Origin of the sequence: Marinomonas sp. UCMA 3892, assembly GCF_012726345.1 — a bacterium.
GTDB lineage: Bacteria > Pseudomonadota > Gammaproteobacteria > Pseudomonadales > Marinomonadaceae > Marinomonas.
Genome location: NZ_PTXN01000008.1, coordinates 211,854 through 236,713 on the forward strand (window position 1 = coordinate 211,854; position 24,860 = coordinate 236,713).

Annotated in this window: 28 protein-coding genes; 11 read left to right on the forward strand and 17 right to left on the reverse strand. The window is 44.0% G+C overall.

The window, feature by feature from the left end; all coding sequences use genetic code 11:
- Positions 1-23: 23 nt before the first annotated feature.
- From sbnB to B6N13_RS13165, 8 genes are all read right to left on the reverse strand, one after another.
- Entirely contained in the window at positions 24-1,037 is a 1,014-nt protein-coding gene (gene sbnB / locus B6N13_RS13130; RefSeq protein ID WP_100188427.1) for a 2,3-diaminopropionate biosynthesis protein SbnB, read from the reverse strand.
- A 14-nt stretch (positions 1,038-1,051) separates the two neighbouring features.
- The gene (gene sbnA, locus B6N13_RS13135) at positions 1,052-2,047 is read right to left on the reverse strand and encodes a 2,3-diaminopropionate biosynthesis protein SbnA (RefSeq protein WP_100188426.1); all 996 of its coding nucleotides are present in this window, start codon (positions 2,045-2,047) and stop codon (positions 1,052-1,054) included.
- Between the two features lie 205 nt (positions 2,048-2,252).
- Entirely contained in the window at positions 2,253-3,080 is an 828-nt protein-coding gene (locus B6N13_RS13140) for an ABC transporter ATP-binding protein (RefSeq protein WP_169459589.1), read from the reverse strand.
- A gap of 7 nt (positions 3,081-3,087) precedes the next feature.
- Positions 3,088-4,056: an iron ABC transporter permease gene (locus B6N13_RS13145; protein ID WP_169459590.1), complete on the reverse strand. Its 969-nt coding sequence runs from the start codon at positions 4,054-4,056 to the stop codon at positions 3,088-3,090.
- On the reverse strand, positions 4,053-5,057 hold the full coding sequence (locus B6N13_RS13150) for an iron ABC transporter permease (protein WP_157789928.1): 1,005 nt from the start codon (positions 5,055-5,057) through the stop codon (positions 4,053-4,055). The genes B6N13_RS13145 and B6N13_RS13150 overlap by 4 nt, the downstream gene beginning before the upstream one ends.
- Entirely contained in the window at positions 5,038-5,949 is a 912-nt protein-coding gene (locus tag B6N13_RS13155; RefSeq protein WP_100188422.1) for an iron-siderophore ABC transporter substrate-binding protein, read from the reverse strand. The genes B6N13_RS13150 and B6N13_RS13155 overlap by 20 nt, the downstream gene beginning before the upstream one ends.
- A complete protein-coding gene (locus B6N13_RS13160) occupies positions 5,943-8,084 on the reverse strand; it encodes a TonB-dependent receptor (RefSeq protein WP_169459592.1) in 2,142 nt (713 codons plus the stop codon). Before B6N13_RS13160 ends, B6N13_RS13155 begins: the two co-directional genes overlap by 7 nt.
- A gap of 697 nt (positions 8,085-8,781) precedes the next feature.
- Positions 8,782-9,150: a methionine-R-sulfoxide reductase gene (locus B6N13_RS13165; RefSeq protein WP_072839848.1), complete on the reverse strand. Its 369-nt coding sequence runs from the start codon at positions 9,148-9,150 to the stop codon at positions 8,782-8,784.
- A gap of 204 nt (positions 9,151-9,354) precedes the next feature.
- Here B6N13_RS13165 and B6N13_RS13170 point away from each other — a divergent pair, with 204 nt between their 5' ends.
- Together B6N13_RS13170 and B6N13_RS13175 are read left to right on the forward strand one after the other, a co-directional pair.
- Positions 9,355-9,855: a helix-turn-helix domain-containing protein gene (locus B6N13_RS13170; RefSeq protein ID WP_169459593.1), complete on the forward strand. Its 501-nt coding sequence runs from the start codon at positions 9,355-9,357 to the stop codon at positions 9,853-9,855.
- Positions 9,855-10,697 carry an IS3 family transposase gene (locus tag B6N13_RS13175; RefSeq protein ID WP_348981548.1) on the forward strand — a complete coding sequence of 281 codons (843 nt, stop codon included), beginning with the start codon at positions 9,855-9,857 and terminating at the stop codon, positions 10,695-10,697. Before B6N13_RS13170 ends, B6N13_RS13175 begins: the two co-directional genes overlap by 1 nt.
- Before the next feature lie 102 nt (positions 10,698-10,799).
- On the opposite strand, the gene yjgA is transcribed toward B6N13_RS13175, so the two are convergent.
- The 9 genes from yjgA to B6N13_RS13220 form a co-directional block, all read right to left on the reverse strand.
- On the reverse strand, positions 10,800-11,339 hold the full coding sequence (yjgA, locus tag B6N13_RS13180; protein WP_072839849.1) for a ribosome biogenesis factor YjgA: 540 nt from the start codon (positions 11,337-11,339) through the stop codon (positions 10,800-10,802).
- A 6-nt stretch (positions 11,340-11,345) separates the two neighbouring features.
- Positions 11,346-12,698, reverse strand: a complete 1,353-nt coding sequence (mgtE, locus tag B6N13_RS13185) for a magnesium transporter (protein WP_072839850.1) — start codon at positions 12,696-12,698, stop codon at positions 11,346-11,348.
- A 7-nt stretch (positions 12,699-12,705) separates the two neighbouring features.
- On the reverse strand, positions 12,706-12,975 hold the full coding sequence (locus tag B6N13_RS13190; RefSeq protein WP_012070121.1) for an HPr family phosphocarrier protein: 270 nt from the start codon (positions 12,973-12,975) through the stop codon (positions 12,706-12,708).
- Positions 12,976-12,984: 9 nt separating this feature from the next.
- Complete coding sequence (ptsN, locus tag B6N13_RS13195) at positions 12,985-13,434, reverse strand: PTS IIA-like nitrogen regulatory protein PtsN (RefSeq protein ID WP_012070120.1); 450 nt, start codon at positions 13,432-13,434, stop codon at positions 12,985-12,987.
- A 17-nt stretch (positions 13,435-13,451) separates the two neighbouring features.
- Positions 13,452-14,927 (reverse strand): RNA polymerase factor sigma-54, encoded by a 1,476-nt coding sequence (locus tag B6N13_RS13200; protein WP_072839851.1) that lies wholly within the window; start codon positions 14,925-14,927, stop codon positions 13,452-13,454.
- 78 nt (positions 14,928-15,005) lie between these two features.
- A complete protein-coding gene (gene lptB / locus B6N13_RS13205) occupies positions 15,006-15,731 on the reverse strand; it encodes an LPS export ABC transporter ATP-binding protein (protein WP_012070118.1) in 726 nt (241 codons plus the stop codon).
- Positions 15,732-16,259: a lipopolysaccharide transport periplasmic protein LptA gene (lptA, locus tag B6N13_RS13210; protein WP_072839852.1), complete on the reverse strand. Its 528-nt coding sequence runs from the start codon at positions 16,257-16,259 to the stop codon at positions 15,732-15,734.
- Complete coding sequence (lptC, locus tag B6N13_RS13215) at positions 16,243-16,821, reverse strand: LPS export ABC transporter periplasmic protein LptC (RefSeq protein ID WP_169459594.1); 579 nt, start codon at positions 16,819-16,821, stop codon at positions 16,243-16,245. The genes lptA and lptC overlap by 17 nt, the downstream gene beginning before the upstream one ends.
- Positions 16,821-17,801, reverse strand: a complete 981-nt coding sequence (locus B6N13_RS13220) for a calcium/sodium antiporter (RefSeq protein ID WP_348981546.1) — start codon at positions 17,799-17,801, stop codon at positions 16,821-16,823. The genes lptC and B6N13_RS13220 overlap by 1 nt, the downstream gene beginning before the upstream one ends.
- Positions 17,802-17,952: 151 nt before the next feature.
- Here B6N13_RS13220 and B6N13_RS13225 point away from each other — a divergent pair, with 151 nt between their 5' ends.
- From B6N13_RS13225 to B6N13_RS13265, 9 genes are all read left to right on the forward strand, one after another.
- A complete protein-coding gene (locus B6N13_RS13225; RefSeq protein WP_169459637.1) occupies positions 17,953-18,747 on the forward strand; it encodes an ATP-binding cassette domain-containing protein in 795 nt (264 codons plus the stop codon).
- Positions 18,744-19,526 (forward strand): lipid asymmetry maintenance ABC transporter permease subunit MlaE, encoded by a 783-nt coding sequence (gene mlaE / locus B6N13_RS13230; protein ID WP_012070113.1) that lies wholly within the window; start codon positions 18,744-18,746, stop codon positions 19,524-19,526. The genes B6N13_RS13225 and mlaE overlap by 4 nt, the downstream gene beginning before the upstream one ends.
- 1 nt (position 19,527) lies before the next feature.
- Positions 19,528-19,992, forward strand: a complete 465-nt coding sequence (gene mlaD / locus B6N13_RS13235) for an outer membrane lipid asymmetry maintenance protein MlaD (RefSeq protein ID WP_169459595.1) — start codon at positions 19,528-19,530, stop codon at positions 19,990-19,992.
- A gap of 3 nt (positions 19,993-19,995) precedes the next feature.
- Complete coding sequence (locus tag B6N13_RS13240) at positions 19,996-20,613, forward strand: ABC transporter substrate-binding protein (protein WP_012070111.1); 618 nt, start codon at positions 19,996-19,998, stop codon at positions 20,611-20,613.
- Positions 20,614-20,827: 214 nt separating this feature from the next.
- Positions 20,828-21,064, forward strand: coding sequence for a BolA/IbaG family iron-sulfur metabolism protein (locus B6N13_RS13245; protein ID WP_012070110.1), 237 nt, complete (start codon positions 20,828-20,830; stop codon positions 21,062-21,064).
- 24 nt (positions 21,065-21,088) lie between these two features.
- On the forward strand, positions 21,089-22,351 hold the full coding sequence (murA, locus tag B6N13_RS13250) for a UDP-N-acetylglucosamine 1-carboxyvinyltransferase (RefSeq protein WP_169459596.1): 1,263 nt from the start codon (positions 21,089-21,091) through the stop codon (positions 22,349-22,351).
- A 1-nt stretch (position 22,352) separates the two neighbouring features.
- The gene (gene hisG, locus B6N13_RS13255; protein ID WP_012070108.1) at positions 22,353-22,997 is read left to right on the forward strand and encodes an ATP phosphoribosyltransferase; all 645 of its coding nucleotides are present in this window, start codon (positions 22,353-22,355) and stop codon (positions 22,995-22,997) included.
- The gene (gene hisD, locus B6N13_RS13260) at positions 22,998-24,308 is read left to right on the forward strand and encodes a histidinol dehydrogenase (RefSeq protein ID WP_012070107.1); all 1,311 of its coding nucleotides are present in this window, start codon (positions 22,998-23,000) and stop codon (positions 24,306-24,308) included.
- Positions 24,308-24,859, forward strand: a complete 552-nt coding sequence (locus tag B6N13_RS13265) for an SRPBCC family protein (protein ID WP_169459597.1) — start codon at positions 24,308-24,310, stop codon at positions 24,857-24,859. The genes hisD and B6N13_RS13265 overlap by 1 nt, the downstream gene beginning before the upstream one ends.
- The last annotated feature ends 1 nt before the right edge of the window (position 24,860 follow it).

The following is a 24,860-nucleotide window of genomic DNA, read 5'->3' on the forward strand; positions in this document are numbered from 1 at the left end:
CTGGTGCAACATAGTTATTTCTCCTAGAACAGCGCTAATTCAGTACCGGCATTCTTGCTCTCAGCAGCTTGGTAAAACCAGCGAGCGCAAACGATGTCGTCGATCGCCATCCCCATCGGGTTGAGGAGGATTATTTCATCGTCAGTTTCGCGGCCCCTGATGTTACCTAAGATGATTTCACCTAGCTCAGCATGTAGTTGTTCTCGGCTAAATAACCCATCTTCAACTAGCAGATTGATCACTTTTTTTTCTCGATTCGATTGGTCCCAATCGTCGACCACTACTTTGTCAGCTTTCAGAAAGACATCACGCTCAATATCCATGATCGAGATGTTGGAAACGAAACAACCTTTCTTAAGCCACTCGAATGGGATGTATGGTTTTTCTGAGACAGTACATGTCACCAATACATCGGCCTGCTCAATGGCAGACTGTGCCGATTCGTGGATTGAAAACTTGGTAGCTGGGAAGTCTGTAGCGAACTGGGAAATTAACTTGTCTGCAGCGGACATATTTACATCAAAAAGATGTATCGTTTTGATTTGAGAGAACTGCTCAAGAAGGGTTTTAACTTGCATCTGTCCAATAGGGCCACAGCCAATGATTGAGATATCAGCGAAGTTTTTCTTGGCGAGATATTTTGTTGCTACCCCAGTGATTGCCGCTGTACGCATGGAACTGATTAAGCTTGCTTCCATTACTGCTACTGGATAATTGGTTTGAGCATCATTCAGAATGATAAGAGCGCTGGCACGAGGAAGGTTGAATTTAGTAGGATTGTGTTGACGCGATCCGATCCATTTAATACCTGCAATAGGATTATCGCCACCTAGATAGCAAGGCATTGCAATAATGCGATCGGCAATATGATCAGCGCTTTGCCAACGTAGATAAGGCTTAAGCGGTTGAACGAAATTTCCATCCGCATGCAGTTTCAATCCTTCTTCGATCGCTTCAATAAAAGCATTACTATGATTGGCGCCTAGTTCTCGAAGGTCTGACTGACTGAGATAACGAAGTGTAGCTGCTTGAGTCATGATGAATCTCCTTATTATTCAATTGGGTCTTTTTGCTGGATGTTTTCTTGTTTATTGAAATGGCGTTCACGTACCATCTTGAACCATGAGTCGTCATATACGAGATCTAGATAGCGGTCTCCGCGATCGGGTAGTAGTGTTAAAACACATTTACCAGCTGGAATATTAGGAAGAATTTTTTCGATTGCAGAAATTACTGAACCGCTTGAGCCACCAGCAAAAATTCCTTCTTCAGCGATCAAACGACGGCAGCCTAATGCTGATTCAAAATCGTCGACATAAACCACTTGATCTACTTCATTTATTGAGAGAAGTTCAGGAACGCGGCTAGCGCCGATACCTGGAATTTCTCGAGGCTCAGACTTACCTCCAAATAAGACTGAACCAATAATATCGACCGCAATTACCTTCATATCAGGGAATGCTTCTTTAAGGCGTCGGGATACCCCCATTAGCGTCCCTGACGTGCTTGCTCCGATAACCAGATAATCAATTTTTTGATCGATTTGATTTAGAATTTCGCTGCCTTCCCCATAGTAATGACTGCGCCAGTTATCTGGGTTTGCGTATTGGTTGATCCAAACCGCTTTCCTGATTGATTTGAGGAGTTGTTTAACTGTATTAATTCGAGTCAATAGGTAGCCATCATTCTCATCTTTTTCAGAAACGATCACGATGTTTGCATCAAAAAGTTTTAGAATTTTGAGGTTGGTTGGCGAAATTTTAGGATCGACAACCGCAGTGAAGTTGAGGCCTTTCATCTTGCATATCATTGCAAGCGCTATAGCTAGGTTGCCTGATGAGCTTTCAATGATATGACTGTCATGTTTGATGGTGCCTGTTTGAACTCCTGCGTCTAGCATATACATTGCAGGTCGATCCTTGATGCTCCCACCAGGGTTCATTAGCTCCAATTTAGCTAAGACAGTCACATCACTATCTGAAAATACCTTTGAAAGTCGAACTAATGGAGTGTTTCCGATGCAGCTTGCCATATTTTCTTTGATCATTTTTTCTCACCTTATCCATGTTGTGATCATTGAATATTAATGAAGATGATAATGATTATCAATAGTTTTTAGTTGTAAGGTTATAAGTTTTATATGTTTGCCTAGGGCTAGAGAGGTTTGGCACTGACGCCTAGGTGCGAAGTTACAGCGACTTTAATGGGCTGTAACAACGCAGCAGCGGAAGGTTTGGAGGAAGTTATCTGAGTTAGACTGTTTCTAATTTTGTAACGGATCTTAGCATACCATGGCGGTTTGCTAAGGGAATTAACAGCGGACAGGAAGCCTGCGGGTGTGGCAGGATGTCACAGCTTAAATCAAATATATCTTCGATCAGCGCTGGTGTTACCGTTTCAGTTGGTGAGCCTTGCGCCATGATTTTACCTTTTTTCATATAAATCAGGTGATCGGCAAACTCAAAGGCTTGGTTTAGGTCATGGAGAACCAGTACGAGCGTTTTCCCATGGTCTAGATTGAGCTGCCGAATGAGATTGAGTAGGTCATACTGATGGCTCAAATCTAGATAGCTCGTGGGTTCATCTAGCATGAGAATATCGGTTTCTTGGGCCAAAACCATGGCCAACCAAGCTCGTTGTCTCTGTCCTCCTGACAATGCCCCGATAGAACGCTTTGCTAGATCTTGAATCTTGGTTTGTTTAAGAGCTTCTGCCACGGCAGTTCGATCTTTGGTAGAAGGGGGGAGTAATGCTCGTCGGTGAGGATAGCGCCCCATCATAACTAATTCTTCAACCGTAAGCGTGTCCGGTGCTGTTGGGTGTTGAGGCAAAAAGGCAAGCCGTCTAGCCATTTGCCGAGCGGAAGTTGCAGATTGTTGCCAGTCTCCTATCCAAACTTGCCCTCCCTGCAAGGGGTGTAAACCTGCTAAGGATTTCAGTAAGGTCGACTTCCCGCAGCCGTTAGCTCCCAATAAAACGGTAATGCACCCAGCAGGAATGGTAAACAGGGCTTCTTCTATCAGCGGAGTCCCGCGATATCCTACTTTTAAGTCTGTAGCTCGAATCGTATGATTATTCATGAAGTCATTATCCGCGAATACGTTGCTGCCAAAGTAGCAGTAGAATAAATACCGGTACGCCTAACATCGCCAGCATTAACCCTGCAGGTAACTGTACTGGAGCGAATAGGCTGCGCCCCAATAGGTCAGCTAGCATCGTTAAGAGCGCACCGTATATCAGAACCGGGAGGGCCAGCCTTTCTGGATGAGGAGGATGCAGTAATCGGGCGAGATGTGGAGCTAGTAAGCCGACGAAGCCAAGTGTGCCGGACGCAGCCACTGCCACAGCACCAAGAGCACAGGCCATCAACAAGCACAGGCCTTCTATCGCCCCTGTTCGCGCCCCAAGCATTCTAGAACTGAGTGGATCAAGTAGTAAAGGACCAAGCCTTTGACAGAGTAGCCAAGAGGCAGGAAGCAGAACTGACGACCAAACAAGTGTGCTAACCAAGGTGCTGTGATTGGTAGAAGCAAAGCTTCCTGAGAGCCAAGTCATAACCATCGCCAATTGTTGTGTTTCTGACAGAATCAATAGGCAACCGATGAGTGCACCTAGTAAACTACTGAGGCCGACCCCCATCAGGATTAACGCAATAGGGGGGGTCCCACGACACAATCGCCATAGCGCAATCACACTTGTTAGGCCGCCAGCGACTCCCAGTAGCGGCAGCCATTGAGGTGGCATTTCTGGCATGATGAGGATACCCAGTACGACCGCGAGCGCTGCGCCCTGATTCACGCCAATAATACTGGGATCTGCGAGCCGATTGCCGGAAAGTGTTTGCAGTAACAGGCCAGCCATACCTAATCCTGCTCCGACTAGAGCTGCCACGATCACTCTTGGTAGTCGTAATTCGGTGATAATCTGCATCATCAGTTGTCGCTGCTGTTGCTCCATAAAGAGCGGCAATGTATCGATGCTACCGTTTAGCATACAGAGTGCGAGTATTGGTAGTAATAAGCCTAGGCAGAATGTCGGTGTGAGTCGTATGCTCATTGGTTTCGATATCTCCTTTTTACTAACCACATAAACCAAGGCACTCCGAGTATCGCAAGTGCTACGCCTGGCGGGATTCGGTCATCACTGTCTAACAGAAATACGGCGAAATCCGCTAACGGTAGTAGCAAAGCGCCCAGAAGTGTACTTCCCAGAAGCTGATCAAGTATCCGTTCGCCAATCCAAAGGCGTGCAAGATGCGGCACGATTAGACCAATAAACAGAATAGGGCCACTAACGGCTACTGACGTCGCGGTTAATATCAGAATAATGGCGCTGACCATGATTAAGATCGTGCGTGGATTGGCACCTAGACCACGTGCGGTATCGTGACCGGATTCCAGTAGCTGTAATGATCGAGTTGAAAATACAGCAAGTATCAGTCCGGTTAATACAAGAGCCGCTAAAGGGCCAATCTGGCTTCTTTCAATCAAGGATAAAGAGCCTGCTAGCCAAAAACGGATGGCATCGAGTGCGTGTTGATCGAGTATGAGGGCAACGGTGGTCAAAGCGCCAAACAGTGTGCTGAGTAAAGCGCCAAACAATAATAGGTTTTCCGCTGCAATCGCTCCGGTTGTAATCCTTACCACGCCGAATACTAAGACCATTGCCAAGAATGCCCCACTTAATGCCGCGATAAAGGCATACAGAGGTAGGAATGGCAAAGGGGAAATGATTAGGCAGACTAACCCTAACGCTGCCCCCTGATTAAGGCCAAGTAACCCAGGGCTTGCTAGCGGATTGGCCGTCATTCGCTGTAGTAGACAGCCAGCACAGCCAAGTGCTGCGCCCACCAGCAACCCAGCGAATAGCCTAGGAAGGCGTAGCTCGGTCAGCACCAAATAATCCATATCGCTTATGCTCGTTGTATCACCACGCAGCAAACTTAATAGGGACATAGCGCTGTAACCGTGTTCCCCAGCGAGCAATATAGCGGGAGGTAACGTAAGAAGAGCGATCAGCAGGAAGAATAGGCTGCGCTCAGTTGATAGGATAGTCATGAATAATCTGCTCCAAATCATCTAGAATATGCTCAACAGCAAGAGGGCCTATGCCTAGCATCCAGTAGCTGTCATCTATCTTGTAGAGATGCCCTTCTAGTCGCGACCAGAAGGGCGTTCGCTGCCATCGACGCGCCAATGATCCCTGCTTAGGGGAATATTCACTTAGCAGCACTATATCACCGTCTAGTAAATCGATCTGTTCCGGCGAGCGTAGTCGTCGAGCGAAGCCGGGACCAGACTGCGAGCTAGGGCGCTGTAAGCCACAGCGCGCCATAACCGAACCGATGAACGAGTCGGGCAGGTAGAGCCTAATGTGGGTTTGTAGTGATCGTACGATCGATAATTCGGGACGCCCCTTTATTTCGTATTCCGCTAGTATTTGTTGGCAGTGGTGGTCGATTTTATTGAGTAACGCCTCGGCAGTATTTTCTCGGTTTAATGCTTTAGCAAAGAGGCGCACATTATCGGCCCATGTCGCCCCCACTTTATCGGTAAATACCGTAGGCGCGATGGATGATAGCAACGGGTAGAGTCTGCCATGGCGCAGCCGACTGCCAAGAATAAGGTCTGGCTTTAATGTCATGAGTCGTTCTAGATCTGGCTCTTGTACCACGCCTAGGGAAATAAGCTCGATGCCTTCTAGAGGTAGATAGTCTGGAAAATTGCCAACTTGATAAGGGGTGGTCGCAGCGATTGGCGTCACCCCCAGGGCCAGGGCAATATCGAGCTCTCCAGTGTCTAATACCACCACTCGCATGGGGTTTGGGCTAACGCAACTGCTTCCCAGTGAATGACTCACTGGGAAGCAGTTGCTAAGTACTGTGTCAGCCGAATACAGGCAAGTCGACAGCATTAGAGAGAGGGCTAAGATGATGGTTGTTCTTACCATTGGTATTGATAACTGGCTTTTACAGTAGTACCTGATGCAGAGACATGGCTTTGGTTGTTGCCATTGCGAAGCAACTGGCCATATACCGTGTAGTAATCTTCGTTGAACAGATTCTCAATACCTAAACTAAGCGTGTGTGCTGCCACATGATAGCGAGCGCTGTAATCAACTGTCGTGTAAGCATCAACTTTATTGCTGCCAAAGCCAATTTTATCTTCAAAGGCGTCATCACGAGCACCGCTGTAGTTCACCTGCAGGCGATGGAACCATTGATTGTTCGGTGAGTACTCTGTGTAGGCGTGCACTTGGAGTGGCGCAATACGGTAGCCGTTCAGAGCTTTCCAACGACCAGCGCTTTCGTCATAACGCTTACCTTCCGTCCACGTTAACAAGCCTCCCAATTTCCAGTTGTCATCAAGCTGATGGTCCATTGTCAGCTCAAGTCCATAGATACGCTCTTCAGAGCGAGGCAGTGCCAGCGAAAGATTCTGAATCGTGGTCTGCCCTAAATCTGATGTGCTGTAGAATACGGCAATGCTAGTCTGCGTATCCCCCCAATCATTGCGCATCCCAATTTCGAAATTGTCCGTTTTAATGGGCTTTAACTCGGAGTTTGTGATGTCGAAACCATTAGCTGCATAACGGAGTTGCAGGCCTATGTCTGGGAGTTCAAAACCTTGGGAAAAATTTCCGTATAATTCTGTGGAGTCATTTATAAAGTAAATCAGGCCAGTGTTAAACAAGAAATCATCGTAACTAACATCACCACCATGAATAGTGTTGCCCTGACCAAGGGTCGTGAAATCATTAAATGAAGCTGAGACATACTCATAGCGAGCCCCTGTTTCCCAGCGTAAGTCATTTGTCAAATTGCTTTCAAACTGTGCGAACGCGCCGATATTGTCTTGTGTAATGGGCGGTACAAAGACTCGGTCCCCAGTGTCGATAAAGACCGTTCCGTTGCTATTATCATAAGCTGTGCCATCAAAAGTCGTCACAGGCATTTCTGATTTTTCCCGATTCATATCTAGACCCCAGCGCAAACGGCTCGCCTTAGTAAGGTCTGTATTAAATGTTAAACGGCTCCCCATACTTTCACTGTTTAGGTAGCTCTGGGCTAAGGAATTCCATGTACTGATAGTCCGTCCATCAAAAGGTGTGAAACGAGCGTGATAATCCCGGTAATAAACTTGAGCATCAAGGCTACCTAGCTGAGTCTTATCCATTTCCCATGCTAAATTTAATAAGGTGTTGCGGGTGCGGTTTTGCTTGTCTAGCTGTAAGCCTGGAATCGCCTGAGCTTTAACACTCCCTGCAGGTAGGGCTGCGACCGAAGGGGCGGAAGCATAATCTGAATCTTGCTCCGCGTCAAAGTGATTCGCTGACAGAGTAAAGGTGCCTTTTTTTGTAAACCAGCGTGCTTTACCGGCTAAACTCAAGCTATTCGTATCGGACATGTCACCTTGGCTAGGTTCAGGAGCGATGCGGTCTCCGTCAGCATCAAAGAAGGAGTTAGTGCTTTCCCATGCTAGGTTGAAGTTGTAGTCGAAATTTTCATCTCCATTGGCAACATACTGCTCTCCTCGATAACTGAGACCGTCACTATCTAGTTCGGAAAGGGCGCTTTTTAGTCCAATAGTGCTGGTGGCTTTATGCTCATTCTGACGTGTTACTATGTTGACTACTCCGCCTGCCGCGCCGCTGCCGTAAACAGCGCTACCGCCGCGTAAGACTTCGATTCGTTCGATATTAGCAACATCGATGTTCATCAAATCACGACTGACGTTTCGATTGGTATTTTGAGGAATGCCGTCGATCAGCACTAGAAGATTTCGACCACGAATGCTTTGATTATAGTTAGTTAAAGTCTTGCTAGCAGGCGCCATTCCAGGAACTGTTTTGGCAAGAATCTCGCCTAGGTTACTGGCGGTCTGATACTGATTTTCTATCTGCTGGCGGTCAATCACTGTAACAGAGTGGGCGAGTTCTTTGACTTCCATGCCCTGGCGAGTGGCAGTAACTTTTACTGCCTCCAGCTCTACAGAGGTACTGATATCTTGTGCAATTGAAGCGATCGAGAATGGGGTGGTGGTCGCCAAAAGAAGTAGGGATGTCAGATTTATATTCGGTTTCATGGGTGCTCAACTTCCATATAAAATATTAAAGTTAATGATAATAATCGTTATCGTTTGCTTTTTCAATAATTTTCCTAAATTTACACAGATTACTGAAAGAGAATTTGATATATAGATAGATTCCCATTTTTAATAGGTACAGGTTTGGCGGACACTAAATGTTATTATTTGTTCGGCCAAGGAGAAAGTTATAAGACATCTCGTTTACAAGAAAGCGCACATGTCGTTGCACGAGTGCCAAAAGATATTTAAGAGATTATTATGATATCTGGTGCTTCAATATCTCGTTTTTATTTACGTCGCCTTAGATAAGATAAAGCAAGAAGTAGAGCGCACATCATCGTGTAAAAATGGCAGATGTACTGCTATTCAAGGAGAAGCTTTCTAGTGCCAAGGGATCAAGAGAAGAGACTCTTAGTTTAATTACTAACTTTGAACAAGAGTCAGATTCGATGTAAGGGAACTATAAAGATCCGGAGATCACAGTCGAAGATTTGCTAATAAAGCTTGATCGTTCAGTGCCAAGTTTTACACATTTAGTAAGAGGGTCATGACTTAAGAGCTTGCTTGTCTTGTTTTTAAAGTACCAGCTTCAGGTGATTTTTTTTGTGTTTCAGACGCCACCAATAAAACAGTTGTAGAAACAATAAAACCGCCAGTTGGACGGTTTTATTGTTTTAGCGCTTGGGCTAAGTGATCAGCCTTGGCTTACGAACTTCATTGAGATGGAGTTAACGCAATGGCGGATGTTGTTTTCTGTGAGTCTTTCTCCTTCAAATACGTGGCCTAGGTGGCCTTCGCAGTTTGCGCAGACGATTTCTATGCGGCGGCCATCGGCATCTGGTACGCGTTTTACAGCATTGGGGATTTCGTCGTCAAAACTTGGCCAGCCGCAGTGAGAAATGAATTTGTGTTCTGAGGTGTAAAGCGGCGCTTCGCATTGGCGACAAACATACAGGCCGCCTTCCATTGTGTCGGTGTATTCGCCAGTAAATGGACGTTCGGTGCCTTTATCAAGGATTACACTAGCTTCTACAGGTGTAAGCTTGTTGTATGGTTTACTCATAAGACTTGTTCTCCTGTCACTATGATGGACGTTATTGGTATAAATTATGGCATGCCTTATCGCTGTAGACTAAGACAATAAATTGCACGGCGAGTTCGAGTTTTTGTGGGCGTTAGTTTTTAGTAGGGAGTGGGCATAAAAAAGCCCATCTTAAAGTGAACTGACCCCCAATAGTTGGACATTCCAATTACTGGGGGTCTTTTTATGTCCAAATATCACAGAGCATTCAAACTCTATTTAGCAAAGTTATCTCAGCACCAAAGCTCAAGAATGATTGCGCGTCAATTCGGTGTTGACTCGAGACAAGTTCGTTACTGGTCTCAAGTGTATCGTATTCATGGTGAAAGCAGTTTTTTACACAAACAAATGTCATATACCCAATCCTTTAAGCTTAAAGCACTTAAAACGATGCATATGAATGAGTGGTCTTTAACCTATACAAGTGCCTACTTCGATTTATCATCTTCAGGCATATTATTTCAATGGCAAAAACTCTATGCTTGCGAAGGTATATCTCGACTCAAACCACAGAAAAAAGGTAGACCTCGTATGGCCACTCACTCTTCTAAAACTAAGCCTGCTGAACAGATGACAGAAAAAGAGCTAAGAGAAGAGCTTGAATATCTTCGTGCTGAGAATGCTGTACTAAAAAAGTTGAAAGCCTTGGCTCAGGCCAAACAGGAACAAGCAAAGAAAAAGCGTTAATCGTTACTGAGCTCAAGGCAAAGCACCCGTTACAATGGCTCCTGAAAGCGACTGGGCTGGCTCGAAGTGTCTATTATTATCATCGAGCTTCTGTGACGCTACTGGATCCGGACCAGGACCTGAAACAAAAGATTTACGATATATTCCATGCTCATAAGGGGCGATATGGATATCGTAGGATTACCTATGCTCTAAGAAATGATGGAATCCAAGTGAACCACAAGCGTGTTCAACGACTGATGATTGAGCAAGGGCTGAAATCTAAGGTGCGACCTAAGCGCTATAAATCCTATCGTGGCCTTGTTGGGAAAGTGGCTCCAGACCTACTTGAAAGAAAGTTCCATGCAGAGAAGCCCAACCAAAAGTGGGTGACAGACGTGACCGAGTTTAAAGTCGACAACCAGAAAGTTTATCTCTCGCCAGTGATCGACTTATTCAATCAGGAAGTAGTGAGTTATGAAGTGAGGAAGTCAGTCGCGTTACCATTGGTCACAGACATGTTGAAGAGCGCGATTAGCAAGCTGAGTAAGAACGAGAGGCCGATTATCCACTCAGATCAAGGTTGGCAATATCAGAACCAAGCGTATCAGGCACAGATTAGGGCTCAAGGGCTATCTCAAAGTATGTCTAGAAAAGGAAACTGCTTAGACAATGCTGTCGCTGAGAACTTCTTCGGTATTTTAAAGACAGAGATGTACCACAATGAAAAGTTTAGAAATGCAGATGAACTGATTGAAGCAATCAGAGAATACATCGAGTATTACAACAACGATCGAATTAAGCAGAAACTAAAAGGCCTGAGTCCGATAGCGTATCGAAATCAGGCCTTGAAAGCCGCTTAGAATAGAGTCCAACTTTATGGGGTCAGTTCAAAGACGGGCTTTTTTGTGTACGGATACGCCATTATCAATGTATAGCGTCGAACTTTGGACTTGAGTTTAAGGTTATTCCATTAAACCAAGGCGCTTTTCTTCGGCTTCACGTAAGAAACGGAAAAGCTTTTTACGGTTTGTGGTATTTCCTTCTTGTGACACTTCTTTCTGAGATTGGCGAATAAGCTGTCTAAGTAGTTGAATGTCTTCAATCTGTGGGTTTTCTGCTAAGTATTCAGACAGTACTTCTTTGCTGTTCTCGCCAATTAGCATGTCGCGTTTAATCTCAAGCTGATGAAATAGCTTGTTGTAAGCAGCAGAAGTGGAATCGAAAAGCGCTACACGGTGCGCTATGGCTTCATGGTCTTCTGTGCGCATTACCTTGCCGATGTATTGCAAGTGTCTTCTCATGGCTTCATGTTGCTTTATGCGGCCAGCTTCAACGAATGCTTCGCGTAGAGTGTCAGACATTTCCACTTTTTTAAGCTGATTTTTGCTTAAGCCTAGTAGTTTTTTTCCAAGATCTTGCAGGGCTTCCATTTCACGCTTGATCTGGGTTTTGCTCTTAGGGATTTCTTCGTCGTTGTTTTCAAATTGATCAAAGTCTGTCATGGGAACCTATATTAGAAAAATAGTAGCGAGACCAAGGAAGGATAGAAATCCAACCACGTCGGTCACGGTAGTCAAAATTACGCTGCCTGCTAGGGCAGGGTCGATGCCAATTTTTTTTAGTAGAATTGGCAGAAGTGTACCAGTGGCTGCTGCAAATAGCAGATTTATTATGATGGCGCCCGCAATGATATAGGCAATCTTGATGTTGTCAAACCAAAGTGCGGTGAGTGCAGCGATAACCGTTGCCCAAAGGAGGCCATTTATGAGTCCAACAATGAGCTCTCTATTAAGTAGCCAGCGAGTATTGGTAGAGCCTATCTGATTTAGTGCGATACCACGAATGACCAGTGTGAGCACTTGAGAGCCTGCAATGCCGCCCATGCTAGCAACAATCGGCATGAGTATGGCTAATGCAACAACCTGGTCTAGTGTCTCTTGGAATAAGCCAATAACGTAAGACGCTGTAAAGGCGGTTATTAGGTTTATGCCAAGCCAAACTGCACGTCGCTTGGTGGTTTTCATGATAGGCGCGAAGGTATCTTCGTCATCATCAAGACCCGCCATGCTTAACATGGAGTGTTCGGCTTCGTCACGGATAACGTCTACAACGTCATCGATGGTGATGCGGCCAAGTAGTTTTTTAGTTTTGCTGTCAATAACGGGAGCGGATACTAGGTCCATTTTTTCAAAAAGCTGCGCGACTTCGCTGGCAGGCGTTTCTGCGTCAATGACGGTGAATTCTGTTTCCATGATATCGCGCACTGTTGCGCTAATATCTGATACCAGTAGTTTGGTAAGTGGAAGTATTCCTAAAAGGCGATCTGAACGGCTGACAACAAGTAAGTTGTCTGTCATGTCTGGTAGTGTTGAGTGCCTGCGTAAATAGCGAAACACCAGATCGACGGTAATATTTGGACGTATGGTGATGGTGTCCGTATTCATCAAGCCGCCGGCAGAATCTTCCGAGTAGCTTAATAGTGCTTCAACTCTTGTTCTGTCTTGCGTGGACATTGACGCAAGAACTTCTTTTACGACCTTTTCTGGTAGGTGTTGTAGTAAGTCGGCTAGGTCATCGCTTTCAAAATGTTCGGATACGGCGATAAGTCGCTCTGTATCCATGTTTTTCATGAATTGTACGCCAATATCTTCGCTTAGATATTGAAGTACTTCGCCTTCATTCTTGGCTTCTATTAACTCCCAAAGAAGCTTACGCTCTTTGGGAGGAGAAGACTCTAATAGACGAGCAACATCCTGTGCGGGCAAAGCGCCGTTAAGTAAATAACGGATTTGCATGGTGGTACCGGATTCGAGCGATTCGGTGACCGTTTGGAGGTGATTTAGAGTGTTTTGCTCTGACATATAAGTCTTACTCGTCTTCACCAAAACGATTATTTATTAATTCTATTACCGCTTTTATTGCATCTAACTCGTCTTCACCATTGGTTTTGATGCGAATTTCTGTGCCTTTGCCGGCAGCAAGCATCATCATCGCCATGATGCTTTTTCCGTCAACATTTCGGCTATCTTTTTCTATGGTGATATCGCAAGAAAAGCGAGTGGTTGTTTCAACCAATTTGCCAGCAGCGCGAGCATGCAAGCCAAGTTTATTTATGATCGTGACGGACTCTTCCTGCATGCTTTTTTCCTATATTAGTGATTCAAATATATTGAATAGTTCTTCATTGGTCTGTGCTGTGCGCAATTTGTCCAGTGCTTCTGGAGATTGAGCAAGTTCTGCTATTTGAGCTAGTGTTGCAAGGTGTTGATCGCACTCATGAGGTGGAACAATTAATGCAAATATTAAGTCTACCGCTCTTTTATCGATGGAATCGAAATCAATCGGAGTTTGCAATGACATAACGACAATAGCGGTATGGTTTGCAGATTCTAGGCGACAGTGTGGAATAGCTATGCCGTTGCCTATGCCTGTACTTCCTAGCTTTTCACGACCTAGTAGTGCGTCATAGACAGCTTCGTTGTCACAATGTAGTCGATTGGAAGCAACTTCAGCAATGCTTTCAAGTACTCGTTTTTTACTAACAATATCTTGTTTTGCGAGAACGAGTTCCGCTTTTAATAATGATTTCAAGGACATGATAAAATGGTTTCCGTTTAGATCAGTCGTTTTCGTTCATTGGAAGGAGGGATGTTCATCGCCTCTCGATATTTGGCTACAGTGCGTCGAGCAACCTGTATGCCTTGGTCTGCTAAAATAGCAGCTAGCTTGTTATCGCTTAACGGTTTTTTCGCCGGTTCATCCGATACAAGCTTTTTAATCATAGCTCGTATTGCGGTAGAAGAACATTCTCCGCCAGAGGCGGTGTTTACATGGCTGGAGAAAAAGTATTTCAGCTCAAAGATGCCTTTTGGTGTGTGCATGTATTTCTGAGTTGTTACCCTGGAAATAGTTGACTCATGCATGCCTACTTCTTCAGCAACGTCGTGAAGAACCATGGGTTTCATGGCTTCTTCGCCTAGTTCGAAGAAATCAATTTGTCGACTTACAATGCAGCTTGCCACTTTTAATAAAGTTTCGTTGCGGCTCTGTAGGCTCTTCATGAACCATTTTGCTTCTTGAAGAGATGTTTTTATGTAAGTCACATCTTCTGCTGTTGCTGCTGCAGTGCTAGCCATCGCTGAGTAAGTCTCATTGATTTTGATGGGTGGCAAAGCGTCATTATTTAGTTCCACTTGCCATACGTCATGGCGTTTTTTCACTGTGACATCAGGAATAACGTAGTCCGTGTCGTCAGCGTCAATAACTGAGCCTGGGCGTGGGTTGAGCTGTTGAATCAAATTGACGACTTCTTTTAGCGCTTCGTCTTTGAGTTTTGTCTTACGGCTCAACTGAGCAAAATCTCGATTACCTAGTAATGGTAGGTAATGATCAATAAGATTGTATGTGCTCTTATACAGCGGGTGGCTTTGGAATGCTTCTAGTTGCACAAGAAGGCAGTCGCGTAGGTCAATTGAGCATACGCCTACCGGGTCAAAGCGCTGCAATCTATGCTGCACTGCAATGACTTCTTCAATATCTAGATCTTCTAATTCAGTGCCGAGAGATTCCCAGATGTCATCGGGAGAAATGCTTAAATAGCCATCAGGTTGAACGCATTCAATGATGGCGTAAGCGATTTCAATGTCGCGATCTGACATGTGGGTTAAATTTAATTGCCATATAAGATGGTCTTGGATGCTTTCTGCTGGTGCGTTACGGCTTTCGAAGTCGCTATCGCCTTCGTAGCTGTTGTGATCGCTGACAGCTGCAGAACTTTGATAGGTATCATCCCAGTTACTATCTATGGATAGTTCTTCAGGGATGCTTTCTGTCCACTCAGATTCTACGCGTGGTTCTTCGCTATTATTGTCGACTGTTGTATCGGCAGCGCTTTTTGATTCTATGCTTGCAGGGATGTCGTGATGAATTTGTTCGTCGTCGTCGAGCTCAAGCAATGGGTTCGATTCAAGAAACTCATGAATTTCTTGTTTTAAATCCAACGTAGAAAGCTGCAGCAAGCGAATAGCCTGTTGCAGTTGTGGCGTCATCGTCAGCTGTTGACCAAGCTTTAATTGTAAAGACTGCTTCATAGAGCAACTCTTTCTTCTATTTGAATGAATTGGAACGAGTTATGCATACTACTCCCTTTCTACAGCAATGATAAGGGGTTACAGACGGAAGTCGTCGCCTAAATAGACCTTTTTTACTTGTTCATTGTTGATGACGGTACTGGCATCGCCAGATGCAATGATGTAGCCATTACCAACAATGTAAGCTTTATCACAAATGTCTAGTGTTTCTCTGACATTGTGATCGGTAATTAAGACACCGATTCCACTTTCTTGGAGATGTTTGATTATGTGTTTTATGTCACCAACTGAGATAGGGTCTACGCCAGCAAAGGGTTCATCAAGTAGGATGAATTTTGGGTTCATGGCAACCGCTCTCGCTATTTCAACCCGGCGCCTTTCTCCTCCTGATAGTGCCATTCCTAGGTTGGTGCGAATATGGGTGATATGAAACTCTTCTAAGAGTTCTTCTAGCCTTTCTTGTTGCTGTGCTTTTGTTAGCTTTTTGCGGGTTTCTAAAATGGCTAGGATATTATCTTCTACAGACATTTTCCTAAAAATAGATGCCTCTTGAGGGAGGTAGCCAATGCCTTTTTGAGCACGAGTATGCATGGCGTCATGAGTGATGTCTTGGCCGTCAATAAATATGCCGCCAGCGTCGTTTGCTACCATGCCAACTATCATATAAAAACAGGTGGTCTTACCCGCGCCATTAGGGCCAAGCAGGCCAACGGCTTGGCCAGACTCAACGGAAATAGATACATCCTTTACGACTTGGCGTTTTTTGTAGCTCTTCGCAAGGTGTTTTGCTTCTAGTAGTGCCATCTATTTTTTATTCTCAGGTGCTTGTTTATCTTTTGGCGCTTGTGGTTGTAAGGTCATTGATACGCGCCCTGAATCTTTTTTCTCAGCACTGAATGTGCCGTCATCAATCATATAGAGGATGTAGTCTGCGGTGATGGAGTTCTGCATTCTACTTAGGTAGCCATCACCAATGATTTCTAATTTTGATTCACTGGTTAAATAATGTATTTCATTGCCTTTACTGATAACAATGTTGCCGCTCCAATCTATTTGCTGACTGAATTTCGCAGGTTTTCCTGTGGCTTCTAGGCTGCTAAATTTTCGGGTCTTAGCGTCTGTTGTTACTTTTAGGTATTGGGCCTGAATTTCAATGGTGCCTTGCTTAACAAATACATTGCCCTTGTATATTGCTTCGCCTGAATTTTGGTCGAATGATGCCTCATCAGCTTGTATTTCTAATGGTTTGGTTGTGTCTTCAGGCAGTGCGTATGCGTATTGGCCGATTAAGGCTGAAGTAAGCAACACGCTGACGTTAATGAATCGTTTCATATTTTCCTCGTACAGATCCTGTCATCACGACTTCTTCTGAATTTATATATGTTGTAATAGTTCCAGCAGAAGTCTCTCCTTGAGTGGAGATAAGTGTTGCATTTCCATAGCTGGTTAGTGATTGATCTTTATCTAAATAATGTATGTTATCTGCACTTAGCTTTATATCTTCTGATTGAAGGTATTTTTTAGTCGCTCTGGCATTTTCGGTTAATAGAATATCATTACTTCCGTCTTCAATAACCCCTTTATCTGCTTTTGCGCTCCAATGACCTGATTTTGAATAGCGCTCGACGTGAGGGGTTTCTAAGAGTGTTCTTGATTTTGCTATGTAGTGCAGTGTTTGTTCTGCATCCAGTGTTTCGATCAGAAGCCCGTCAGCATCAAACTCTTTAACTTTTACCTTGGTGATAAAGTAGTCTGGAGAGCTGCTTAATGAGTCTGTTTGAACAAGGTTTTGTATAGGTGTTGCCCCATACCACCCTAAAGAGGCTACTACTATTAAAGTAGCCCCAATGATTAAAAGGCTTTTGGGTTTTGTTAGTGTTTTTAACGAAAGCATTACACCGAACCGTTTGAGCTAATAATAAATAAATAAACGCCATAAGAAGCAATAAGCGGTAAGCCTACCCATCTAGGGATGCTGTTGTTTTTCGTTTTCTTGAAAATGAAAATGGCAAGAGCGAGAGCAACTGTTAGGCCTAAGACCCAAGGGAAATCTCTGCTTATTACGCTTTGATCTACCAGCCCTGGAGCAAGAAGAGCCGGTAGTGGTAATACGGTGGCCAAGTTGAAGATGTTTGATCCTAATATATTGCCAATTGCTATATCGTGATGGCCTTTTCTTACGCTGCTCACGGAAGCGGCTAGTTCGGGTAAACTGGTGCCTACCGCAACAATAGTGAGGCCTATTACTAATTCGCTAACGCCTAGGGCCGTCGCAATACCGATTGCTCCCCATACCAGCAATTTAGAGCTTCCTATCAATACAGCTAATCCGATTAGTGCAATGATGAGGGATTTGCTGACAGAGGAACCATCGTCTTCTGGTAAGCCTTCTTTTAAATCTTTTTCTAAATCTTTACTGCCTCTTAGCAATATTGTCAGGATAATAATAAAAGCAGCGATAAGAATTACGCCATCCCATACACCAAGGGTCTGATCGTACAGTAAAAAGCCTGCTAGCAGAGTGATAGCTAATACAAGTGGAACTTCTTTGGTGGACAGTCCGGAGGCAATTGGAATTGCCGAGAATAGTAATGTGATGCCGAAGACAAGTGCGATGTTAGCGATGTTAGAGCCAAGTACGTTTCCTACTGCAATCTCAGGGGCGTTATCAAGTGCAGCAATGGCTGAAACGACCATTTCTGGTGCAGATGTGCCAAAGGCAACTAATGTAATCCCTATTATCATCGGATTTACATTTAGTTTCTCTGCTACAAGTGCAGAGTGTTCTATGAATTTGTCGGAACTCATTACGAGCAAAATTAACCCTACAATTAGGGCGATGGAAAACAACAGCATGGTATTGATATTACTCAAAGATACAGGGAGTACCATTTAATGAGGTTTGGCGTTGAAATTCAAGGCTTGATCTTATAAACAAAGTGGATTTGGCTGCGTCATGATTTTATTTGTTGGGGGGCGATGTTAGTATCTGGCGATATTTGATAGGGATTAAAAAGGTGTGTCAGTGGTAGATGCTTATATAAAAGTCCAAAATGTTAGTTTTTCAAGGGGAGATCGTTCTATTTATGAGAGCGTATCACTTACTATTCCAAGAGGTAAGATTACTGCGGTGATGGGACCTAGTGGAACGGGGAAGACGACATTGCTGCGTTTAATTGCGGCGCAACTCGCACCAAACTCAGGCACTATTTTAGTAGATGGTCAAAATGTACACGCTTTGTCCCGCTCTGAGCTTTATAAGGTGCGCAAAAAAATGGGTATGCTTTTTCAGAGTGGTGCTTTGTTTAGTGATATGACTGTCGCTGAGAATATTGCTTTTCCAATGGAGGAACATACTAAGCTGGATGCGAAAACAATAGCGGGTATTGTTGCGGATAAGCTTTACAGCGTTGGTTTGCGTGGTGCGGCTAGTCTAATGCCGTCGGAATTGTCTGGAGGGATGGCTAGACGTGTGGCGTTAGCACGTGCCATCGCTTTGGATCCAGAGTTGGTAATGTACGATGAGCCATTCACTGGGCAAGATCCAATTTCTAAAGGGGTTTTGGTGAAGTTGATACGTCAGCTTAATGATTCAGCAAATATGACGTCTGTTCTCGTGTCTCATGATGTAGAGGAGTCTCTTTCTATTGCCGATCATGTGTGTATCTTAGCTGGTGGGCGAGTGATTGCTGAGGGTTCAGCCGACGAAATTCGCGCGTCTAATGACCCTGAGGTAAAACAGTTTTTGAATGGTGAGCCTGATGGTCCTGTTCCTTTCCATTATCCAGAAGAAAGTATCTCTAGTAGGGCGACATTATGAAAAGCATTGAATTGTTGGGAGCGTCGCTACTGGATTGGCTTGAAGCGGTCGGTCGAGCTGGGATATTTTTGGTACAAAGTATTTTTAGGTTGCCTGTCCGGTTTAAAGAGTCTGTCAATTTATTAGTGAAACAGCTTTATTCTGTTGGGGTATTGTCTCTCGTTATTATTATTGTCTCGGGTGCTTTTATTGGCATGGTGCTGTCGCTTCAGGGTTACAGTATTTTGGCCAAGTTTGGCTCAGAAGAGGCGGTTGGGCAGCTGCTGGCGCTTTCTTTGTTGAGAGAGTTATCGCCAGTGGTGACGGCGCTTTTGTTTGCTGGTCGTGCTGGCTCATCTTTGACTGCCGAAATTGGTTTGATGAAAGCAACGGAGCAATTATCTAGCTTTGAGATGATGGGGGTTGATCCTCTAAGGCGAGTGATTGCGCCACGCTTTATTGCTGGTGTTATCTGTTTGCCTATCTTGAGTTTGATTTTTTCTGCATCGGGTATTCTTGGCGGGCATCTTGTCTCTGTTCAATGGTTAGGTGTGTATGATGGCGCTTTTTGGTCATCAATGCAGCAGTCTGTGTATTTTGATACTGATATTATGAATGGCCTTATTAAGGCGTTATGTTTTTCAGTTGTTGTTACATGGATCGCTGTTTATCAAGGTTATGAGTGTGTCCCCACTTCTGAAGGGATTGGTAAAGCAACCACTCGTACAGTGGTTTTAGGTTCATTGGCTATTTTGGCTTTAGATTTTATATTAACCGCCGCTATGTTTGGGGATTTTTAGCATGAGAAGTAAGCGTTCAGAATTGTTGGTAGGGTGTTTTATTATATTGGGCGTTGTTGCTCTTGTTTATTTGGCTGTTCAAGTGAGTGGGCTTGCCTTCTCTAGCAAGAAAGACACGTATCAGGTTGTTGCTAGGTTTGATGATATTGCAGGGCTCACAAATCGGGCCAAAGTCTCTATTGCTGGTGTGGCTGTTGGTAATGTTGAGTCAATTACGTTTGATAAAAAGTTGTATATGGCTTTGGTGACAATGAATATTGATTCTGATGTTAATAATATTCCTACAGACAGTTCTATTGCAGTGTTAACGAGCGGTTTGTTGGGTGAGAAGTACTTAGGTATTTCTATTGGGGCTGATGATGAAATGCTTAAAGATGGCAGTGAAATTTTTGATACCCAATCCGCCCTGGTTTTAGAAACTTTGATCAGTCAGTTCTTGTTCAAAGGCGGCGATTCGGAGAAGTAATATATGTCTAAGATTTTATCTGGTGTTATTTTTATTTTTTCCTTGCTTGGGTCAAGTTTAACGTGGTCTGACGTTGAAGGTGCAAGGGATAAGGTTATTAAGGTGGTTGACGCTTTTCGCACAGATATCGTTGCTGATAAAGCGGTATTGTCTAAAGATCCGGTTTTATTAGAGAAACGGGTTGATAATATTTTGGCTAATGTGGTCGATTTTGATGATTTTTCCAAAAAAGTGATGGGGAAGTATTATCGAAGAGCATCACCTGAACAACGTATTCGTTTTGCTAGTGTTACTAAAGACACCTTATTGAAAACATATGGCACCTCCTTGCTTGAGCTGGATGCTGATCGAATTAATGTTTTACCTCTAGGGCCTCAAGGCAGGGGGAAAGAAACTAAAGTTGACGTTGATTTTCAGATGGAATCTGGTGGCATGTTAAATATTAGCTTCTTCATGGAGGAGTCTAAAAAAGGTGTGTGGATGTTGAGTAATGTTGTGATTAACAACATTAACTTTGGCTTAACATTTCGGAAGCAGTTTGGTGTCATGATGGAGCAGAATAAAAATGACATTGAGTTGGCTATTTCTGCTTGGAAAGAGTCTTTAGCGAAAAAGTCTTAATTCGATAAATCTAGCTTTTATTGTGAATAATAAAATCCGAACTCATTAAATGGGTTCGGATTTTTTTGTTTTTGGCTGGAGGCATTGTCAGTCTTGAATAAAATCTTAGAAAACAAGTGGTTTTTTATTCAGAGTTAGGCTTAGAGGTGTTAAGTAGTTGGCTGTACTCATGTAGAATAGAGGAATCGAGCATATTTTATATATTGGAGCGACTGTGAACGCAGGTGAAGTTAAAGCACTTTTGGAATCCTCTATCCGCAACTGTGAAGTGGTTGCAGAGGGAGAAGGTTGTAATTTTCAAGTAGTTGTAGTGACAAGTGAGTTTGAGGGGCTGTCAACAGTTAAGAGGCAGCAGCTTGTGTATTCGCATCTTCAGGAAGCTATCTCCAGTGGCGCTATTCATGCCGTTACAATGAAAACCTATACGCCAGAACAAATAAGCAAGCTATAAAAGCTATTATAAGAGATTAAAAATATGGATAAGCTTCTGATTACCGGTGGTACTCGGCTTAATGGTGTTGTTCGTGCTTCTGGTGCGAAAAATGCTGCGTTGCCAATTTTAGCGGCAACCTTGTTAACAAAAGAATTGATTACAATTAAAAACCTTCCTCATTTACACGATATTACCACCATGCTTGAGCTGCTTGGCTCTATGGGATGTGGTGTTGTTGTTGACGAAAAAATGAGTGTTCAGCTGGATGTTTCGACTCTTAACAATTGTGAAGCGCCGTACGACCTTGTTAAAACAATGCGCGCTTCTATTTTGGTTCTTGGACCATTAGTCAGTCATTTTGGTAAGGCGGTAGTATCGCTTCCAGGTGGTTGTGCTATTGGTAGTCGACCAGTGGATTTGCATTTGCGTGGTTTAGAGGCTATGGGTGCAACAATCGCTGTAGAAGGCGGCGATATCGTAGCAAGCGTTGATGGTCGTCTTAAAGGTGCTCGTATCTTTTTTGATAAAGTGACAGTAACGGGAACTGAAAACCTGTTGATGGCGGCTACGTTAGCAGATGGGCAAACTATTTTAGAAAACGCTGCTCGTGAACCTGAAGTGGTTGATTTGGCTGAATGTCTAATTGCAATGGGCGCTAGAATTAAGGGGCATGGTACAGATACCATTACCATTGATGGTGTAGAGGCTTTGCATGGCACTAGTTATCCGGTGATGCCAGATCGTATTGAAACAGGTACCTTCTTGGTTGCTGCTGCTATTACGGGTGGCAAAGTGCGTGTTATTGATACCAATGTTAAGTCGCTTGAGGCTGTTCTTTCTAAATTGGAAGAGGCTGGCGCAAAAGTGACTTGTGGTGATGATTGGATTGAAGTGGATATGGAAGGACGTCGTCCAAATGCTGTAAACATCAGTACTGCGCCGTACCCTGCGTTTCCAACAGATATGCAAGCACAGTTTGTTGCCTTGAATTCAATTGCAAACGGCGTAGGTCGAGTTATTGAAAATATCTTTGAAAATCGCTTCATGCATGTGGACGAAATGCTTCGCATGGGAGCTGATATTGAAGTAAACGGTAACACTGCAATCGTTCGTGGTTGTGATCGTTTGAAAGGTGCGCCAGTTATGGCGACGGATTTGCGAGCTTCTGCAAGTTTGGTGCTTTCTGCTTTAGTGGCAGAGGGTGATACAAAGATTGATCGTATCTATCATATTGACCGTGGCTATGAGTGTATTGAAGAGAAATTCGGTTCATTGGGTGCGAAAATTTCACGGGTTTTAAATTAATATGAGCAAAACGTTGACGATTGCGCTGTCGAAAGGGCGCATTCTTGGTGAAACTTTACCGCTTTTAGAAAAAGCGAATATTGTTCCAGTTGAAGATATTAGTAAAAGCCGAAAGTTAATATTCGATACCAATCATGAGCATATCAAGCTAGTTATTTTGCGTGCGACTGACGTACCAACTTATGTTGATCATGGTGTAGCTGACTTCGGTGTGGCTGGTAAAGATGTGTTGATGGAAGCATCAACAAAAAATCTTTATGAATTGCTGGATCTTAAAATAGCGAAATGTCGTTTGATGACGGCAGGTGTTGTTGGTCAGCCGTTGCCAAATAGGCGTTTGAAGGTTGCTTCGAAGTTCATCAAAACGGCGAAGGCGTATTTTGCTGAGCAAGGTATTCAGGCTGATGTCATTAAGCTATATGGTGCGATGGAATTGGCGCCTATTATGGGCTTAGCTGATCTTATTGTGGATATCGTTGATACAGGCAATACACTAAAAGCAAATGGTCTTGAGGCTCGTGAATTGATCGCGCCAATCAGTACGCGTTTGGTGGTCAATAAAGCGGCTTATAAAACGAAGTATTCTGAAATCGAGCCTATCTTAGAAATGATAAGGCGTGCGGTTGAAGATAACGAGGGCAAATAATTGAACCTGAATATTCGAGAATTCTCTTCTAGCTCTGCTGGTTTTCACTCTGAACTAGAGTCTTTGCTTGCGTGGGACTCAGTGTCTGATGCGGGCGTACAAAAGGCAGTGGCCGATATTGTTGAACAAGTTCGCCTTAATGGCGATGATGCGGTCATTGAATACACCAATCGTTTTGATCGTCGCGAAGTTGTTTCTTCTACCGAGCTTGAAATCTCACGTGAAGAGTTGGCTCTCGCAAAAGATCGAGTCAGTGCCGAGTTGGTGGCTAGCTTGGAAGCGGCTGCAAAGCGCGTCCATGATTATCATGAGCGTCAAAAACAGCCATCTTGGCAGTACCAAGAAGATAGCGGTACCGTGCTTGGTCAAAAAGTAACGCCTTTAGATCGTGTTGGTGTTTATGTGCCAGGTGGTAAAGCGGCTTATCCTTCTTCTGTGTTGATGAATGTTATGCCTGCTAAAGTAGCGGGTGTTGGCGAAATTATCATGGTTGTTCCAACGCCAGATGGGTTGGTGAACGATATCGTTTTGGCGGCGGCGTATATTGCTGGTGTGGATCGTGTATTCACTATTGGTGGTGCGCAGGCTGTTGCGGCTTTGGCGTATGGTACTGAAACTATTCCCAAGGTTGATAAGATTGTTGGCCCAGGTAATATTTATGTGGCTACAGCTAAGAAGATGGTGTTTGGTGTTGTCGGTATCGACATGATTGCCGGACCTTCTGAAATTCTTGTTGTGTGCGATGGTAAGACAGACCCTGATTGGATTGCTATGGATCTATTTTCTCAAGCAGAACATGATGAAGATGCTCAATCTATTTTAATTTCTCCTGACTTAGCTTTCATCAAAGATGTAAAGGCTTCTATGGAACGTTTGATTGAAACGCAAAGTCGCAAAGATATTATTAAGGCTTCTCTGGAAGGTCGTGGTGCCTTCATTCATGTTGAAAATATGGATGAAGCTATGGATATTGCGAACATAGTAGCTGCTGAGCACCTTGAGTTATCTATTGATGAACCTGAGAAATGGGTGGAAAAAATCCGTCATGCTGGTGCTATCTTTATGGGTCGTCATACGCCAGAAGCATTGGGTGATTATTGTGCGGGACCGAATCACGTATTACCAACGTCTGGTACGGCAAGATTCTCATCCCCTTTGGGAGTTTATGATTTCCAAAAACGTAGCTCGCTAATTTACTGTTCGCCTGAAGGGGCAAGTGAGTTGGCTAAAATAGCTTCTCCTTTGGCTCGTGGAGAGTCTCTAGAGGCGCATGCTATGTCGGCGGAATATCGTATTCTGAAGGGTTCTTAATGGCAAGTAACTCATCGCATCCGGCTGCTCTTTATAAACTAAGAAAGGTAACGCGCATTTCTGCGATTGTTATCTTGTTTTTAGTGGTTGTTGGCTTTTTTATGCCTGCTGATTATCGGGTGGAGCGTAGTGTGATTATTAATGCTCCTCGTGATGTGGTTTACCAAGATATGCTTCAAGGAAGTGGTTTGCCAGATTGGATGTTTGTTCAGGATGGTAAAGTGGCTTCATTTGAAGGTGTTTTGGGGGAAGGTGATTCTGTTGCTTTGTTTTACAATAAAGCAGCCGAGCAGGGTGTTTTATCTGTGGTTGAGTCATCTGAAGATGTTGTGCGTTTTGACGTGCGTCCTAAACCAAAGGTGAATTTAGTTCATAATCAAATCGACTTGCAAGAAACCAAAGGCGGTACTTTGGTTAAATGGACGATCGAAGGTAGCCTTAATGCAGGTCTGTTGAGTCCATATCTTGCTATGTTTGCTAACAATATTGCGGGTAGTAATTTTGAGCGCAGCTTGCAAAAGTTGAAAGAACAGGTTGAGCTTCAGCATTAGC